Source organism: Paenibacillus sp. P36 (genome assembly GCF_045866505.1).
Lineage (GTDB): Bacteria > Bacillota > Bacilli > Paenibacillales > NBRC-103111 > Paenibacillus_E > Paenibacillus_E chondroitinus.
Map to the genome: position 1 here is coordinate 5,947,899 of NZ_AP038372.1, position 17,337 is coordinate 5,965,235.

General features: G+C 47.0%; 7 protein-coding genes, 5 tRNA genes and 3 rRNA genes. All 15 read right to left on the reverse strand.

The features are described from left to right. Positions 1 to 5: 5 nt before the first annotated feature. The 15 genes from ACKTT9_RS26615 to ACKTT9_RS26685 all read right to left on the reverse strand — a co-directional run bounded on the left by ACKTT9_RS26615 (position 6) and on the right by ACKTT9_RS26685 (position 17,287). Complete coding sequence (locus ACKTT9_RS26615) at positions 6 to 3,050, reverse strand: glycoside hydrolase family 2 TIM barrel-domain containing protein (protein ID WP_407868275.1); 3,045 nt, start codon at positions 3,048 to 3,050, stop codon at positions 6 to 8. A 61-nt stretch (positions 3,051 to 3,111) separates the two neighbouring features. Continuing rightward, a complete protein-coding gene (locus ACKTT9_RS26620) occupies positions 3,112 to 3,936 on the reverse strand; it encodes a carbohydrate ABC transporter permease (protein WP_407868276.1) in 825 nt (274 codons plus the stop codon). Beyond that, positions 3,936 to 4,799 carry a carbohydrate ABC transporter permease gene (locus ACKTT9_RS26625; protein WP_407873120.1) on the reverse strand — a complete coding sequence of 288 codons (864 nt, stop codon included), beginning with the start codon at positions 4,797 to 4,799 and terminating at the stop codon, positions 3,936 to 3,938. The genes ACKTT9_RS26620 and ACKTT9_RS26625 overlap by 1 nt, the downstream gene beginning before the upstream one ends. A 117-nt stretch (positions 4,800 to 4,916) precedes the next feature. Next, positions 4,917 to 6,230, reverse strand: a complete 1,314-nt coding sequence (locus ACKTT9_RS26630; protein ID WP_407868277.1) for an ABC transporter substrate-binding protein — start codon at positions 6,228 to 6,230, stop codon at positions 4,917 to 4,919. Between the two features lie 198 nt (positions 6,231 to 6,428). Then, positions 6,429 to 8,195: a sensor histidine kinase gene (locus ACKTT9_RS26635; protein WP_407868278.1), complete on the reverse strand. Its 1,767-nt coding sequence runs from the start codon at positions 8,193 to 8,195 to the stop codon at positions 6,429 to 6,431. 23 nt (positions 8,196 to 8,218) lie between these two features. Next, on the reverse strand, positions 8,219 to 9,760 hold the full coding sequence (locus ACKTT9_RS26640; RefSeq protein WP_407868279.1) for a response regulator: 1,542 nt from the start codon (positions 9,758 to 9,760) through the stop codon (positions 8,219 to 8,221). Positions 9,761 to 9,979: 219 nt separating this feature from the next. After that, a tRNA-Trp gene (locus ACKTT9_RS26645) sits at positions 9,980 to 10,050 on the reverse strand. 6 nt (positions 10,051 to 10,056) lie between these two features. Then, positions 10,057 to 10,132: transfer RNA gene (locus ACKTT9_RS26650), tRNA-Phe, on the reverse strand. 10 nt (positions 10,133 to 10,142) lie between these two features. After that, positions 10,143 to 10,215 (reverse strand) — tRNA-Val (locus tag ACKTT9_RS26655). An 18-nt stretch (positions 10,216 to 10,233) separates the two neighbouring features. Next, positions 10,234 to 10,309, reverse strand: a tRNA-Asn gene (locus ACKTT9_RS26660). Positions 10,310 to 10,312: 3 nt separating this feature from the next. Beyond that, positions 10,313 to 10,389 (reverse strand) — tRNA-Ile (locus tag ACKTT9_RS26665). Between the two features lie 26 nt (positions 10,390 to 10,415). Next, positions 10,416 to 10,532, reverse strand: a 5S ribosomal RNA gene (gene rrf / locus ACKTT9_RS26670). 69 nt (positions 10,533 to 10,601) lie between these two features. Next, positions 10,602 to 13,642: ribosomal RNA gene (locus tag ACKTT9_RS26675) — 23S ribosomal RNA — on the reverse strand. Positions 13,643 to 13,887: 245 nt separating this feature from the next. After that, positions 13,888 to 15,423: ribosomal RNA gene (locus tag ACKTT9_RS26680) — 16S ribosomal RNA — on the reverse strand. The 16S, 23S and 5S rRNA genes sit together here with 5 tRNA genes alongside, the layout of an rRNA operon. Positions 15,424 to 15,793: 370 nt before the next feature. After that, positions 15,794 to 17,287 (reverse strand): putative glycoside hydrolase, encoded by a 1,494-nt coding sequence (locus ACKTT9_RS26685; protein ID WP_407868280.1) that lies wholly within the window; start codon positions 17,285 to 17,287, stop codon positions 15,794 to 15,796. Positions 17,288 to 17,337: the final 50 nt, after the last annotated feature.

Here is a 17,337-nt window from a genome sequence, read left to right on the forward strand (position 1 = left end):
TATACCTAGTTTCCTGCACTAGCAATAACAAATTCGAACGAGATCTCTTGATCAGCCGGAATCTGATATTCCTCGTGAACAGGTGCTCCCCAGCTATCGTCGCCACCGACACCCATTTGTTTGCCGGCAACCGTAACAACCGTGTAATGAACATCCGGCAGCTCCCAAGCATGGTCAGCATGCTCAAGCTCAAATGCCGTATAAGGAGACAAGTTGCATTCTACCGGAGCTTGAGGGTCGGCTTTAATCATAAGACCGTTCCCCTTCACATCCGTCACATTCACCCGACGAACACCAGTTCGATTGCCCGATTCCTGTGGAACGAGGTACGGTGTCGGCAGTTGATCAACCTGACGGCTGAAGATTCCCAAACGAGCTCCAAAGCTGCGATCGCTATAGTTCTCTTCAGGTCCCATTGCGTACCATTCGGACTGGTTATAATCAGCCGACATTTTGAAGGAAACGGCAAGTATCGGAAGATTCGGCAAGCCTGCTGCTCCTTTGTAATTCGTGTGAACCCGAATGGTTCCATCCGCATGCACCGTATAAGTAATACGAACGCTGACTTCAGAGCTAATGCTGAATCTGTATTCAAAGGCAACCGTTGCCGAGCTTTTCTCTTGCTTCAACTCTGTGCTGACACATTTGCGCGCCAGACTTGAGGCATACCAAGCGCCGGCCGTATAACCCATTGCGGTACCTTTATCATTGTCGGTGGTTGCCCGCCAAAATAACGGAGCCGGAGGTATTGCAATCATCTCAGTACCATGGTATCTAAGCGAAACAAGTGATCCGACCTGCTTCGAGAAAATGACGGCGAATCCTTTCCCAGTGACGCTGATATTGACGTCTCCCTCCACCACGTTGACTTCACCGGCAGGTTGTTCATTTTGAGCGGTTGCTTCTACGATGAAAGTGGATTGGCCAAATGCCGTCTCAAACCCGGCGTCGGCCCAGATCTCAGACTCTTTGAGCACCAATGAAGCCTGAATGCAATATTCGCCTGATTGCCCATTCACGTCTGGCAGCTCGATCGGAATGATGCTTTCACTTTGCGCTTCAACGGCAACATCCTTAAACCCATTACCAATTTCCGTGCCTTCATGATAAAGGCGATATTCAAGCACGTACTGATCTGTATTCACAAATAAATTTTCGTTAATTATCTTAATATGGCTTCTTGTAGGCTCCAACTTGATATTCTGATAAAGGAATTTAACTTCCTGCATCTTAGGCGTCAGCTGACGATCAGCGAATACCAGTCCATTTCCGCAAAAGCTGTAATCCGTAGGACGGTCTTGGAAATCCCCGCCATAGGCTAAGAACTCACGGCCATTTCGGTCTTTTTTCATAATCGCCTGATCGATATAATCCCAAATAAAGCCACCTTGATACATCGGATATTTGTTTTCCAGCTCCGTGTACTTATGAAGCCCTCCGACGGAATTGCCCATCGCATGCATATATTCGCAGCTAATATACGGTTTGCCCGGTTGGCTGTTGAGATACGCTTCAATGTCCGCAGGCTTGGCATACATTCTGCTCTCCATGTCACTAGTTGCGTCATAATCACGATTATGGAATACGCCCTCGTAGTGAACAAGTCGGCCTGGGTCCGTCTCACGGAAGTAGTCAGCTACGTTCAAAATCACTTGACCGGCATAAGATTCGTTTCCGCATGACCAGATGAGAATCGAAGGATGATTCTTATCGCGTTCAACCATCGAAATCGCCCGGTCAAGCACGATATCCTGCCACTGCATATCGTTGCCCGGGATGTTCCACGAAGGCTCGACAGCCCCCATTTTCTGCCACGATCCGTGCGTCTCCAAATTCATCTCGTCGATGACATAAACGCCATACTCGTCACATAACTCATACCATAAGGTCTGATTCGGGTAATGGGAAGTCCGGACCGCATTGATGTTGCTGCGTTTCAGCGTTTGAATGTCCCACAGCATATCCTGCTTCGTGATAGCTCGTCCGCTGCGGCTGTTGAATTCATGGCGGTTTACACCTTTGAATACGATTCGCTTGCCATTCAAGCACATCAGCTTGTCTTTCATCTCAAAGCGGCGGAAGCCGGTTTTCTGCACGATGGCCTCGACCAAATTTCCGTTCTCATCGTAGATCGAGATACACGCCGCATATAAATAGGGATTTTCTGCACTCCATGGCTGAATAATACCCGCTGCGAGGTTGAAAGACAGCTTGCCGTTTCGGAATTCACCCGATTCTGTGAGAATCGCCTGCCCCTTAGCATCTTTCAATTCAAGCTTGGCACTCGCTGTTTTCGCATTAGCGTCTCGGAGATCGAGATCAATTTCAAGCAATCCTTCCACATACGCATCATCCAAGTCTGCCTTTACACGCAGATCCCACACATGCACCTTAGGTACCGTATATACGTATACATCCCGGAAAATGCCTGATAACCGCCAGAAGTCCTGATCCTCCAGCCAACTTCCCGTACTTCTCTGATAAACCTCTACGGCCAGCTTATTCTCACCTTCACGAATATAAGGCGTAAGATCAAATTCCGACGGTGTGAAGCTGTCTTCGCTATAACCGACGAATTCCCCGTTAAGCCATACGTAGAAAGCTGATTCAACACCTTGGAAGGAGATATAAACCGGCTTTCCTTTCATCGTGTCTGGGAGTTGGAAACTTTTCACATAGCTGCCCACGGGATTATGTTCTTGCGAAATGAATGGAGGACGAAGTGCTTCTACGCCATCCCAAGGATACATCGTATTCACATACTGCGGCTGTCCCCAGCCCTGCAGCTGAATATGTCCCGGCACTTGGATATGCTCCCAGCTGCTGCAGTTATAATCCAATTGATAGAACGATTGCACACGGCTCGCTGCGTTTGGCGCGTAACTGAACTGCCAGCTGCCATTTAAGCTATGCCTCATGTCCATGGATGCGCCTGCTTCAGCAGCAGCCATTGAGCGATAATAGCGGTGGTCGGAATGAGCGTCTAACCTGTTAACTCGAAAAACACGCACATCTTGCAGCCAATCAAGGCTTGGTACCGAATGTTTCATGAATAATGCCTCCTGAGAAATAAAACTGAGATCACACCTATGTTTTGACTGTTATCAGCTCCTATTTTACTGAACCAACCATACCTGCAACAAATTGTTTTTGCATAAGGAAAAACACGAGCGCTGTCGGTATTGTAGATATGACAATGGCAGTCATAATGACCCCGAAATCCGGTGCATAACTAGATCCTAAATTTGAAATCAATAAAGGAATTGTTCGTTTCTCCGGTGTTTGCAGCACGATAAGCGGCCACAAGTAATTGTTCCAGCTGGACATAAACGTAATAATAGCTGCAGCGGAATAGGTCGTTTTCATAGTTGGCATATAAATTCGGAAAAACAGGCCTAACTCCGATAATCCATCCATGCGTCCTGCTTCCAGAAGCTCTCTCGGAAACATTTTCGTGCTTTGGCGAAAGAAGAAAATGAGAAACGCCGTTGTAAAGGTTGGAAGAACGACAGCATTCATCGTGTTGATCCCGAGAAAAGGAACCGTCTTCGACAAGCTGGAGAACATTTGGTAAAGCGGAACCATCAACGCTGCGAACGGAATCATCATGGAGACAAGCAGCAAGTTGAACACGACGTCCTTCGCTTTACTCCGGTACACTTCAAAGGCATATCCAGCGAGCGAAGCAACGAGCAGTGCCAATATCGTGGTTGATAAAGAAATTTTAAGAGAATTCCACAGGGCAGGAAGGAGATTGATGGAATCGACCAGTTTGTTAAAGTTAGAGACAAAATGCGTACCTGGCAGCATTCTTCCCTGCGTGACATCCACAGAAAGATTCGTTGAACTAACGATCATCCATAGAAATGGAAAAATCGAAATCACGGCTACGGCAATAAGGAAGACATAGACAATTGTGCGATTGAGAACTCTCATTATTTATCACCTGCCAATTTGATTTGAAGGACAGATAACACAATGATCATAGCTACAACCGAATAGGAAACTGTCGCCGCATAGCCAAAATCAGGTGTGTACTTGAAGGAAAGATTGTAAATATACTGCGATATGGAGAGGGTTGCATTACCTGGGCCACCCTTCGTAATATTCATGATCTCGTCGAACAATTGCAGGGTTCCGATCGTTGATGTAATCGACGTAAAGAGAACAATTGGTTTTAACATTGGGAACGTAATAAAGAAAAACTGTTTGATCGGAGAGGCTCCGTCGATGCGTGCTGCTTCATAAATCGAACTATCGATATTTTGCAAAGAGGATAGGAAAAAAATCATATTGTATCCTGTCCAGCGCCATGTAATGGCAATAATAATCGTAATTTTCGCCCAGAAGGGATCGGAAATCCATTGAATCGGTTGTGCAATCAAGTGCATTTTCACTAAAGCCAAGTTGATAAGTCCATCATTGCCAAATAAATATTTGAATACGACGGAGTAGGCAACAAGCGAGGTGACACAAGGCAAGAAAATGGCTGTACGGAAAAACCCTTTGAAACGTAGTTTGCTGTCATTCAATAAGACGGAGATCATCATCGCGAGAATGATCATAATCGGTACCTGAATGATTAGAAATAGAAACGTATTTTTTACGGCTGTGAAAAAAGTTTTATCGCTCAAAAGCCGCTTATAGTTGCTGACGCCATTAAAATGCAGATTAGCTCCTGCGCCGGTTTTAAACGACAGCAGCAGCGCCTGAATCATGGGATAGAAGTAAAACAAACAAATCATTAATACCGCTATACCGATAAACAGCCAACCTGTCAGTCTTACACGGTTACTCATCGAGTAGTTCAATTTATCCAGATCCTTCCTATATTGCATTTAAAAATCGAAACGCTGTCCCCCGCTTGCACCATCATGCAATTTGGGGGTCAGCGCCCTTAGGTTAATTGGAAAAACTTACTTAATTTGAGACTCCGCTTGAGACTGAGCATCACTTAGCACTTTATTGATATCCGTGCCTTTCAGGTAGTTCTGCATTTCTACTTTCAGAATATCTTCAATCGCATACGTATGCATGCCGTAGTTTACTTTAGGAATTTGCGTCGTCCACGTTGCGAAATCAGAGATAACTTTTTGACCTCCGAAGAAATCATCCGCTTTCGTGTAAGCTTCACCTGTTGCTGCCGGTTTGTACGTACCGATAACACCAACGTCAGTTACTAACTTCTGGTACAGATTCACGTCGGAACCGAGTGTTTTACCAAGGAATTCAGCTGCCGCTTCTTTACCAGGGTTGTTCAATACATACCAGGAGCTGCCTCCAAGGTTTGATGCGTGTACGGAGCTTGCTGTATTTTTCAACTTAGGAAAAGGTACAACCGCCCATTTCCCGGATTGATCAGCTTGCGATTTAATGGAAGGCGTGATCCAGTTTCCTGTCGGTACAGCTGCTACACTGCCGCTGTTGAAGCCAGCCAGGAAAGAATTCCAATCTGACGTGATTTTAACGATGTTAGCGGACATCAACTCTTTGTATGTAGCAAAAGCATCCTTCAGAGCTGCGTTATCTTTCAGATCCGGTGTAGATCCGTCACTTTTCAGATACCAAGCGCCTGCGGATTGAATCATCATACGAATTAAGCCAAGGTCATTCGGATCTTGCGTTAACAAATCCTTACCTGTTTTAGCTTTAACCGCTTTACCGATTTCAATCAATTGCTGCCAAGTAATATCCTTCAAATCGTCTAGTTTATAGCCTGCTTGTTGTAAATAATCCGAGCGAACATATAAACCTGTTACTCCGGAATCAAATGGAAGGCCATATTGTTTGCCATTCAAGCTTGTTGGACCGATTTTGTAATCTGCGAAATCGGATGCTTTAATGGATGCCGACAAATCTTGAAAAGAATCAGGATACGTTTTCAAAAAGCTTTGAGCACGGTAATCTTCAATCAGCACAACATTCGGTAGACCCGTCGTTGTCCCGGAGTTCAAGCCCGTATTCAACTTCTGAATAATATCATCTTGTGCGTATTCAACAATGTTTATTTTCACGTCAGGATGATCTTTCGCATAAGCCTCTTGTGCCAGCTTCATCGCTGCAATGTTGAAGTTCTTATCCCAGGCCCAGACCGTAATTTCTTTTGCTGCTCCCTTGTCTGTTCCAGTTGGAGTCCCTGTCGCTGTTCCAGTCGTGTCAGGTGCCTTGCTTGAGCATGCAGTCAACAGCAAAAAACTAGCCAATAAGATGGTTGAAACTTTCTTTTTCATGTGCGCCCCCCGTGTAGTTTTGATTTTTTGAAAATGCTTTCTTTTAAAAGAATAGCATCTCGGAAATCCCTTCTGTTAGAAAAAATTTTGTCATAATTAGCGAAATTCTTGTGTTTTGTATCCGCTATCATAATGACCATTTTGGTACTTTATTTATAATTTGTACTTTCTTTAGATTTCTATACATGGGGGGACTTGCTAAGTTCGCCAGGGAAGACTAATGGCAATTTTTGTTCCTTGCCCAAGCGTGCTCGTAATGGAAACTCCATATTTATCTCCGTATAACAGCAGGATGCGATCATGCACATTGCGAATGCCAATCCCTGTAAAAAGCTGCCTGGCACTCGTTGAGGTACGCTGCTCGCTTTGCGCTTCCGCAAGGTCCATGCCATCGCCGTTATCCACGATTTCACAGTGCAGCGTATCGCCTTCCTTCGTGATAATGACATAAATATATCCCGTCGTTTTTTTATTAAAAGCATGAAAAAACGCATTTTCGATAAATGGCTGGAGCATCAATTTAGGCACTTGCGACTTCAAACAGTCCGGCGAAACGAAATAATCTACCTTAATGCCATTCCCATAGCGCACCTGATTGATGAATACATAATGTTTTAAATTCAAAAGTTCCTGCTCAACAGATATCGTATCTTTCACATTGCTAATTGTATTTTGCAGGAGAGAAATCAGCGCATGAATCGTGTCCGTGGCCTTTTCTTTACTCCCTTGTTGAACCAGAATATTAACGGAAGTCAGCGTATTATAGAGAAAATGCGGGTTAATTTGCTGCTGCAGCGCAGCTAACTCGGCCTTCCGCTGCTCCTCCTGTGTCTCCACCAGCTGAATAATATAATCGTTCAGCTCATCAAGCATATAGTTGTAAGCATTGCTGAGCTCTCTAGTCTCATACGAACCGGTCACCGCCATGTAGTTGAGAAAATTCTTTTTGGTGATGTTCGACATCTTCATGACAAGCGTTCTTAAAGATCGCGTTACTCTGCGAGTGATAAAATAAACAACAAGCACAGCCGTCAATACGATACCAGCGCCAATCATAAATAAGGCCTTCCTGTTGAGCATCTGGCCCAGTGTCATTTGCTTATCAATCACATTGACGAGATAGAAATCATACATGGGTAAATAATCTGCCAAAACGATGACGTCATGATTAAACAAAGTCATTTCCTGACTTGTCGCTTGAGATTGCTGGGCTTGCTTGGCACTCGACAAGAGTTCCTCGGAAATCGTTCCAATCAGGTCCTCCCTGTTGCTAGAGACAATCAAACCATTTTGATTCAAAATCATGACATCATTGCCTTGACTCGTGAAGCTCGCATAGATTTTCTTAAAATCACTCTCTCTAATCATCATGTAAAGCGATCCGTAACCTTCTTTGCTTTCTGAAGAAAGCAGCGCTTTGGTGGCAACAATCCGATCTTCATTGGAACCCCATGTTCCTGCCCTCATGAAGCTGTATAATATCCTGCCTGGCTGCTTCCATGTCTCTTGTGTTATTGGGCTGTTCTGGAGCTCCTTCGAGGAGCCGGACCAGTAGGTGACGTCGCTCACGTAGCTCCTGCCATTCATGCCCAGGACGCTGATGCCAATATTTTTGGCCCCAATCCCGGACTGAATTCGCTTCATCTGATCACTCATGCTGAAATTCGTTTTGAAATTCGTTAACGAATCCGTATCCCCCTCGGTTAGGAAGCTTCTAATCGCGCCGCTTTGCGCGACACTGATGGCAATATTTATATTGGAATAATGAATGGCGTCTAATCCCGTTTTGATCTGGTTGATAATTTTGGAATTGGTAATACTGAACGTTTGGACGAAAAGCTTCTGCGACATTTGAACCGATACCCAAGAGGTCAGAATCGTAACGGAAATAATGCTTACGACCATCACAATAAACATTTTAGAAAACAGACTTTGATCGGTTATTTTTTTTACCCAGGCTCCCATTATGGATCGTAGTCCCTTCGTGCTTATTTTTTGCGATAGTGACTTGGGGAAATTCCCATCAGCTTTCGGAACACCTTCGTAAAGTAGCTGTGATCGGAGTATCCGACGAGATTGCTTATTTCTGAAATGGAGAGATTAGGATTTTCGCGCAGCAACGTACAGGCTTTATCGATCCGAATCCGGTTCAAATATTCATTAAAACCTTCTTTATTATGAACCGTGAAGTAATTGGACAAGTAGGAAGGATTAAAGTGGAAGTGTTTGGCAACCTCAGTTAGCGTCAGTGGCTGTGAAAAATGTTTATCCATATACAATAAAATTTTCTGAATACCCGGAGATCCCGTCCGATTATCGCTGACGCATGATACAGCCTCATTCAAAAACTTTTCTAACAAAAGAATAACTTCCCCAATATGCTCAGCCTCATGAATCGCGCGAAAATACTCGTATTTGCCTTCATCCAACGAACTTGCCTCATAGTGAAAATGCTTTAGCGTAACAATAATATTAAACAGGCTGTGGTCCAAAAAAGATTTAAACTCAAACATGTCGGTATCCAGTCTGCCATTCATCGAGTGAGCGTATGTGCTTAGACGCCCAAAAGCCAGATCGAACTCTTGATGATTCAATTCTGCCGTGAACGCCTCCATGTCAAAAGGAGCGCCTTTCTCCGCCTGCTTCTCCAATTCATTGACAATGAGAAGTCTGCGATCCGGCAGAAAGAAGCGGTGATCCAACACTTTCAGCATGTCATTGGTATAAATATCGTGCAGCTCAGATAGATGCTCAAAAACATGGCTGAGCGCCACGACGATGGACATATGCCCTTTATCACCGGCTTCAAGCAGCTGCTGGGCGATCTGTACGGCGTCCTCTTGTGCGGAGTTGTCTAGATTCAGCAAGTAGCGAATATAGCCATCTTGATGCAAAAGACGGCGTGTAGCGACGGGTCTATCCCTATTTTGAATAATCGCTTTCAGGGCCGCCTCTAACCATTCCTCATTTCGGGTCAAGGACACGGATTTATCCTGAACCACCGAGAGTAAGACAAAACTTGAATACGGAACTATCGTACTTATTTCATTTCGGTCATAGTCAACGGAATAACCCGAAATCAGTTTGTCCAGGATATAATCGACCGACTGCTTTTTCTCACTTTTCCATTCCGAGTGTTGAAAAGCAGGAATTCGTTCCGCGGTTTTCTTCAGAACAGCTAACATGGATACCGCGTCCAGTTTAGGCTTTAACATATAGTCAGCGACACCACTTTGAAACGTTGAGCGAACATATTCGAATTCTCCGAAGCTGCTGAGCACGACGATTTCCATCTCCGGATACATACCCTTTACGATTCTCGTCAATTCCTCGCCATCCATCACCGGCATGACGATATCGGTCAACACAATGTTCGGTTGGTACAAATGGACCATCTCTAACGCTTCTTTGCCATTGGAGGCTTCACCAACAATTTGAAACCCTTCGCTTTCCCAATCCAAAAGATGCCGGATGCCTTGGCGCACCAACATCTCGTCATCAACAATCAGAACCTTGCAATAAATCGTCATAACAGACTCCTTATCCAGATTTACATCATCTACCACCAGTACGACGTATTTTGTGCGATATCTTGCACGATTATAAATGAAATTATAGCTCTTGACGAGCGTTATGCTTATAGCATGAAATACTAGGATACCAACCTTTTTTGAAAAATGGAATACAAAAAAGAGCTGCCGTAGCAGCTCCTAGATGTATAACAGATAAGATTATAGCTTCTTTTTGGACAGGGGCAGCAGGAATTGAACCCACACCAAAGGTTTTGGAGACCTTTGTTCTACCCTTAAACTATGCCCCTATAACATGGTGGCTCGGGACGGAATCGAACCGCCGACACGAGGATTTTCAGTCCTCTGCTCTACCGACTGAGCTACCGAGCCTTAGATGAAATGGAGGCTGACGGGATCGAACCGCCGACCCTCTGCTTGTAAGGCAGATGCTCTCCCAGCTGAGCTAAGCCTCCATGGGATAAAGAAGAAAATGGCTCCCCGAACAGGACTCGAACCTGTGACAACTCGATTAACAGTCGAGTGCTCTACCAACTGAGCTATCAGGGAATATGGTAGGCCCTAGTGGACTCGAACCACCGACCTCACCCTTATCAGGGGTGCGCTCTAACCAGCTGAGCTAAGGGCCTGCAAAAAAATACCCCATAGGGGTACTGCTTGGCAACGTTCTACTCTCCCAGAACCCTGCGGTTCAAGTACCATCGACGCTGGAGGGCTTAACGGTCGTGTTCGAGATGGGAACGCGTGGGTCCCCTCCGCCATCATCACCAAACAGTCAAAGCGTGGTTTGCGCCTTGAAAACTAGATACGAAACTTGCGTAAAGTAACTACTATAGGTTTATTGGTTAAGCCCTCGACCGATTAGTATTCGTCAGCTGCATACGTTGCCGCACTTCCACCTCGAACCTATCAACCTCGTCGTCTACAAGGGGTCTTACATACTGGGAAATCTCATCTTGAGGGGGGCTTCGCGCTTAGATGCTTTCAGCGCTTATCCCCTCCGTACATAGCTACCCAGCGGTGCCTCTGGCGAGACAACTGGTACACCAGCGGTACGTCCATCCCGGTCCTCTCGTACTAAGGACAGCTCCTCTCAAATTTCCTACGCCCGCGACAGATAGGGACCGAACTGTCTCACGACGTTCTGAACCCAGCTCGCGTACCGCTTTAATGGGCGAACAGCCCAACCCTTGGGACCTACTTCAGCCCCAGGATGCGATGAGCCGACATCGAGGTGCCAAACCTCCCCGTCGATGTGGACTCTTGGGGGAGATAAGCCTGTTATCCCCAGGGTAGCTTTTATCCGTTGAGCGATGGCCCTTCCATTCGGTACCACCGGATCACTAAGTCCGACTTTCGTCCCTGCTCGACTTGTAGGTCTCGCAGTCAAGCTCCCTTATGCCTTTGCACTCTGCGAATGATTTCCAACCATTCTGAGGGAACCTTTAAACGCCTCCGTTACATTTTAGGAGGCGACCGCCCCAGTCAAACTGCCCACCTGACACTGTCCCCATACCGGATCACGGTACCAGGTTAGAACTCCGATACGATCAGGGTGGTATCCCAACGGCGCCTCCACCCAAGCTGGCGCTCAGGCTTCAAAGGCTCCCACCTATCCTGTACAGATCGTACCAAAGTCCAATATCAAGCTGCAGTAAAGCTCCATGGGGTCTTTCCGTCTTGTCGCGGGTAACCTGCATCTTCACAGGTATTAAAATTTCACCGGATCTCTCGTTGAGACAGCGCCCAAGTCGTTACGCCATTCGTGCGGGTCAGAATTTACCTGACAAGGAATTTCGCTACCTTAGGACCGTTATAGTTACGGCCGCCGTTTACTGGGGCTTCAATTCATAGCTTCGGGGTTGCCCCCTAACCACTCCTCTTAACCTTCCAGCACCGGGCAGGCGTCAGCCCGTATACTTCGCCTTGCGGCTTCGCACAGACCTGTGTTTTTGCTAAACAGTCGCTTGGGCCTTTTCACTGCGGCCCCCTCGGGCTATTCACCCTACCGAGGCACCCCTTCTCCCGAAGTTACGGGGTCATTTTGCCGAGTTCCTTAACGAGAGTTCTTCCGCGCGCCTTAGAATTCTCTTCTCACCCACCTGTGTCGGTTTGCGGTACGGGCACCTTCGCCTGGCTAGAAGCTTTTCTTGGCAGTGTGAAATCATGACCTTCGGTACTTAAAATTTCCCTCCCCATCACAGCCCAGCCTTACGGTTAGCGGATTTGCCTACTAACCAGCCTCACTGCTTGGACGAGCATCCATCAGCTCGCGTCACTATCCTTCTGCGTCACTCCATTGCTCATAACGGCTACGGTGGTACAGGAATTTCCACCTGTTGTCCATCGACTACGCCTTTCGGCCTCGCCTTAGGTCCCGACTTACCCTGAGCGGACGAGCCTTCCTCAGGAACCCTTAGGTTTTCGGCGGATCAGATTCTCACTGATCTTTTCGTTACTTATACCGGCATTCTCACTTGTATGCGCTCCACCTGTCCTTACGGTCAGAATTCAACGTACATACAACGCTCCCCTACCCATGCATCATCTTCACTCCAGCTTTGAATCCGCGTGTTTAGCTGGGATCATTTGGCCAGAATCTTGAATAACCGATAAGGTTGATTCTGGCTAATGTCCCGTGGCTAACCACGATTCAAAGACGCAGTGAAGGTGATGCAAGCCATAGCTTCGGTGGCGTGTTTAGCCCCGTTACATTTTCGGCGCAGAGTCACTCGACCAGTGAGCTATTACGCACTCTTTCAATGGTGGCTGCTTCTAAGCCAACATCCTGGTTGTCTGTGCAACTCCACATCCTTTCCCACTTAACACACACTTGGGGACCTTAGCTGATGGTCTGGGCTGTTTCCCTTTTGACAATGGATCTTAGCACTCACTGTCTGACTCCCGGATTTAAGTTTGTGGCATTCAGAGTTTGACTGGACTTGGTAACCCTTGGCGGGCCCCGCACCCAATCAGTGCTTTACCTCCACAACTCCACATCCGAGGCTAGCCCTAAAGCTATTTCGGGGAGAACCAGCTATCTCCGAGTTCGATTGGAATTTCTCCGCTACCCCCACCTCATCCCCGAATTTTTCAACATTCGTGGGTTCGGGCCTCCAGTGAGTGTTACCTCACCTTCACCCTGGACAGGGGTAGATCACACGGTTTCGGGTCTACGTCCACGTACTAAAGCGCCCTATTCAGACTCGCTTTCGCTGCGGCTCCGTCTCTTCGACTTAACCTCGCACGGGAACGTAACTCGCCGGTTCATTCTACAAAAGGCACGCCATCACACATAAAGAGTGCTCTGACTTTTTGTAAGCACACGGTTTCAGGTTCTTTTTCACTCCGCTTCCGCGGTGCTTTTCACCTTTCCCTCACGGTACTGCTTCACTATCGGTCACTAGGGAGTATTTAGCCTTGGCAGATGGTCCTGCCGGATTCCGACGGGGTTTCACGTGACCCGCCGTACTCAGGATACCTCTAGGCATACGTTCATTTTGGGCTACAGGGCTTTTACCTTCTATGCCGGACCTTTCCAGATCACTTCGCCTAACGAACTTTTGCCACAACGAGGTCCTACAACCCCAAGGAGCAAGCTCCTTGGTTTGGGCTATTCCGCTTTCGCTCGCCGCTACTGACGGAATCACTTTTGTTTTCTTTTCCTCCAGGTACTTAGATGTTTCAGTTCCCTGGGTCTGCCTCCAATGCAGCTATGTATTCACTACATGGTAACTGCGCATTACCACAGCTGGGTTCCCCCATTCGGACATCCCCGGATCAAAGCCTGCTTACGGCTCCCCGAGGCATTTCGTCGTTCGCCACGTCCTTCTTCGGCTCCTAGTGCCTAGGCATCCTCCGTGTGCTCTTTCTAGCTTAACCTAGAAAAAATACATTTGGTATTGCTACCTAAGTTCTTACTTTACGTTTTGTTTCGTTATCTAGTTTTCAAGGAACAAGTTGCGAATCGTAGATTCGTCAACAATGTTGCAACCATTACATGCGCAAAGCGATGTTGGTTGTCAACTATTTTGAAAGGATTAACCTTTCAAAACTGAACACGAGTGAGTAAACGTTGTGTATCCGAAGATACTTGACTGGGTCGTTTCAGACCCGAGTCTCCATAGAAAGGAGGTGATCCAGCCGCACCTTCCGATACGGCTACCTTGTTACGACTTCACCCCAATCATCTACCCCACCTTCGGCGGCTGGCTCCCTTGCGGGTTACCCCACCGACTTCGGGTGTTGTAAACTCTCGTGGTGTGACGGGCGGTGTGTACAAGACCCGGGAACGTATTCACCGCGGCATGCTGATCCGCGATTACTAGCAATTCCGACTTCATGCAGGCGAGTTGCAGCCTGCAATCCGAACTGAGATCGGCTTATAAGGATTGGCTCCACCTCGCGGCTTCGCTTCCCGTTGTACCGACCATTGTAGTACGTGTGTAGCCCAGGTCATAAGGGGCATGATGATTTGACGTCATCCCCACCTTCCTCCGGTTTGTCACCGGCAGTCATCTTAGAGTGCCCACCCGAAGTGCTGGCAACTAAGATCAAGGGTTGCGCTCGTTGCGGGACTTAACCCAACATCTCACGACACGAGCTGACGACAACCATGCACCACCTGTCTCCAATGCTCCGAAGAGGGCACCTATCTCTAGGTGTTACATCGGGATGTCAAGACCTGGTAAGGTTCTTCGCGTTGCTTCGAATTAAACCACATACTCCACTGCTTGTGCGGGTCCCCGTCAATTCCTTTGAGTTTCACTCTTGCGAGCGTACTCCCCAGGCGGCATACTTACTGTGTTAACTTCGGCACCGAGGAATCGAATCCCCAACACCTAGTATGCATCGTTTACGGCGTGGACTACCAGGGTATCTAATCCTGTTTGCTCCCCACGCTTTCGCGCCTCAGCGTCAGTTATAGGCCAGAAAGTCGCCTTCGCCACTGGTGTTCCTCCACATCTCTACGCATTTCACCGCTACACGTGGAATTCCACTTTCCTCTCCTACACTCAAGTCAACCAGTTTTGGATGCGAACCGGGGTTGAGCCCCGGGCTTAAACACCCAACTTAATTAACCGCCTGCGCGCGCTTTACGCCCAATAATTCCGGACAACGCTTGCCCCCTACGTATTACCGCGGCTGCTGGCACGTAGTTAGCCGGGGCTTTCTTCTCCTATACCGTCACACAAAGCGCAGTTACTCGCCTTGCTGTTCGTCTAGGGCAACAGAGCTTTACGATCCGAAAACCTTCATCACTCACGCGGCGTTGCTCCGTCAGACTTGCGTCCATTGCGGAAGATTCCCTACTGCTGCCTCCCGTAGGAGTCTGGGCCGTGTCTCAGTCCCAGTGTGGCCGTTCACCCTCTCAGGTCGGCTACGCATCGTCGCCTTGGTAGGCCGTTACCCTACCAACTAGCTAATGCGCCGCAGGCCCATCTATAAGCCACAGATTGCTCCGTGTTTCATGATTCTCTCATGCGAGAAAACCAGTTATCCGGTCTTAGCTATCGTTTCCGATAGTTATCCCAGTCTTATAGGCAGGTTGCCTACGTGTTACTCACCCGTCCGCCGCTAAGCACCGAAGTGCTCCGCTCGACTTGCATGTATTAGGCACGCCGCCAGCGTTCGTCCTGAGCCAGGATCAAACTCTCCATAATAGTGGCCGATTGCTCGTCCGTTTATTGAAAGCTGAAAAGCTCATTGACTTGCTAGCGAGATTTTACAATCTCATTTATAGTCGATTACTCGACTGTGCTTACTCACTCGTTGTTCAGTTTTCAAAGATCAATTTTCTTTCGTTCACTACCGCGTTGCCGAAGCAGCGAGAAGTAATATACCATGTAAGAATTTCAATTGCAAGTGTTTTTTTCAATTAATTTTTAGCAACTATTCAAAAGTCTGCTTCTCACTTCGTGCAAGACAGGTTTCATAATATACCATGGATATTTAGGTAACACAAGCACTTTTTTCACAATAAAAACGGCCGCCCAGGACATCGAAATAATGTCCAAGACAGCCGCGGCTTTTTTACGGAATATAGGTCACACCCTCTGAATAGTTATTGTTTGCATTCCAGATGAGATACTCCTGAACGCCTGCATCGTGTAATGCTTTAATTTGTGCATCTACCTCAGTCTTGCCGTATTTGATATAATTGCCTGCCCCTAACCAGCTTGCCGTAAAATCTTGAATCCACGGCCGTGACTGGGGTGGAGACTGGAGCTGAGCAAACTTCGCTTTTTCAGCTTTCATGTACTCAGCCACGAGATTATATGGTTCTTTATCAGGTCTCGAAATACCGAAATAACCGTTAGACCAATGGCTTGGATAAATCATAGAAGATATGACATCTACCGAGCTGGCAATGCGATTAAAGTTCTGGCCGATCCCCGGAGCCTCTGGCAATGTCGCTGAGTACCCGAATATGTCCACAGAAACATCTACGCCATACGGTTTAAGCTGCTCTTTGGCATAAGCAACAAAATCGCTGACTGCATCAACACGAAGCTGCGTCATACGTGCCTTATCGCTGAAGTCCGGTACTCGAGGCGCTCCTTTTTTAAGATCAGACACGTTCTTTTGAGCATCGTCCATGACCTTTTTATTTGCTTCGCTTTTCTCAACATTGTAGGCATTGGAAGCATCTTCTAACTTCAACTCCAGGGAAGCCAGGTCTTCTTGGTACTTCTTGGAAGCCTCGGCGTAGTCTTTTTCCTCCTGCACGAACTTCGTTGGTTTTTTATCCTTGTAATCACCCATGGTATATTTGAGGACATTGTCCCTGCTTTCAAAACCTTCCGGGAAGCGAACATAGTCAAATTGGATTTCTTTAAATCCAAGTTCAGCCGCTAATTTTGCTACTTCAACATTATGATCCCACGTTTCTTTAAGGAATGGGTTAATAAAACTGTCACCGTTCGAATTACGCCAAATGCTGCTGCCATCTATAAAAGAAAGATCAGACCGTTTTTTTGCCATAACCGTATCTTTAAAAACGACGATTCTAGCGATCGGATAGATTTTATGCTCCTCGAGTGTCTTCAGAAGTGCCTTGGGGTCCTTGATGTAAGGCTGACCAAATTCCGCAAGCTTTCCATCAGGTTTAAAAGTGATATAGCCATCATCATCCTTCATATCGATGACCATTGCATTCAAATCCGTATTATCAACGAGTGAAAGAAGTTTGGACATACGCTCCCCGCCAGCTGACCAGCCTGTCACATAAATCCCACGTACGGCATCTGGATATTCGAAATGAAACGGAGGAACAAAACCGGGTGCTTGCGTTGCCGCCGGAGTTGGCGATACCGCAAGTGGAGCGTCAGTAGGCGACGCAGGTGTCGATGTTGGCATTGCCGTTGATTCGATCGTGGGTGTTGGTGTCGTCGTGGGCCCTGATGACGGCGTTCCTGATGCCTGCTCCGATGGATTCGGTGTAGTCAAAGCATCTTGGGACGACTGACAAGCCGACAACATGAGAGCTAAACCTAACATCAAGCAAATAAGAACTTGTTTCTTCACCTTGCTCTCCCCCTATTTCAAAGCATGTTCTGTAATTCAATGCTCATACT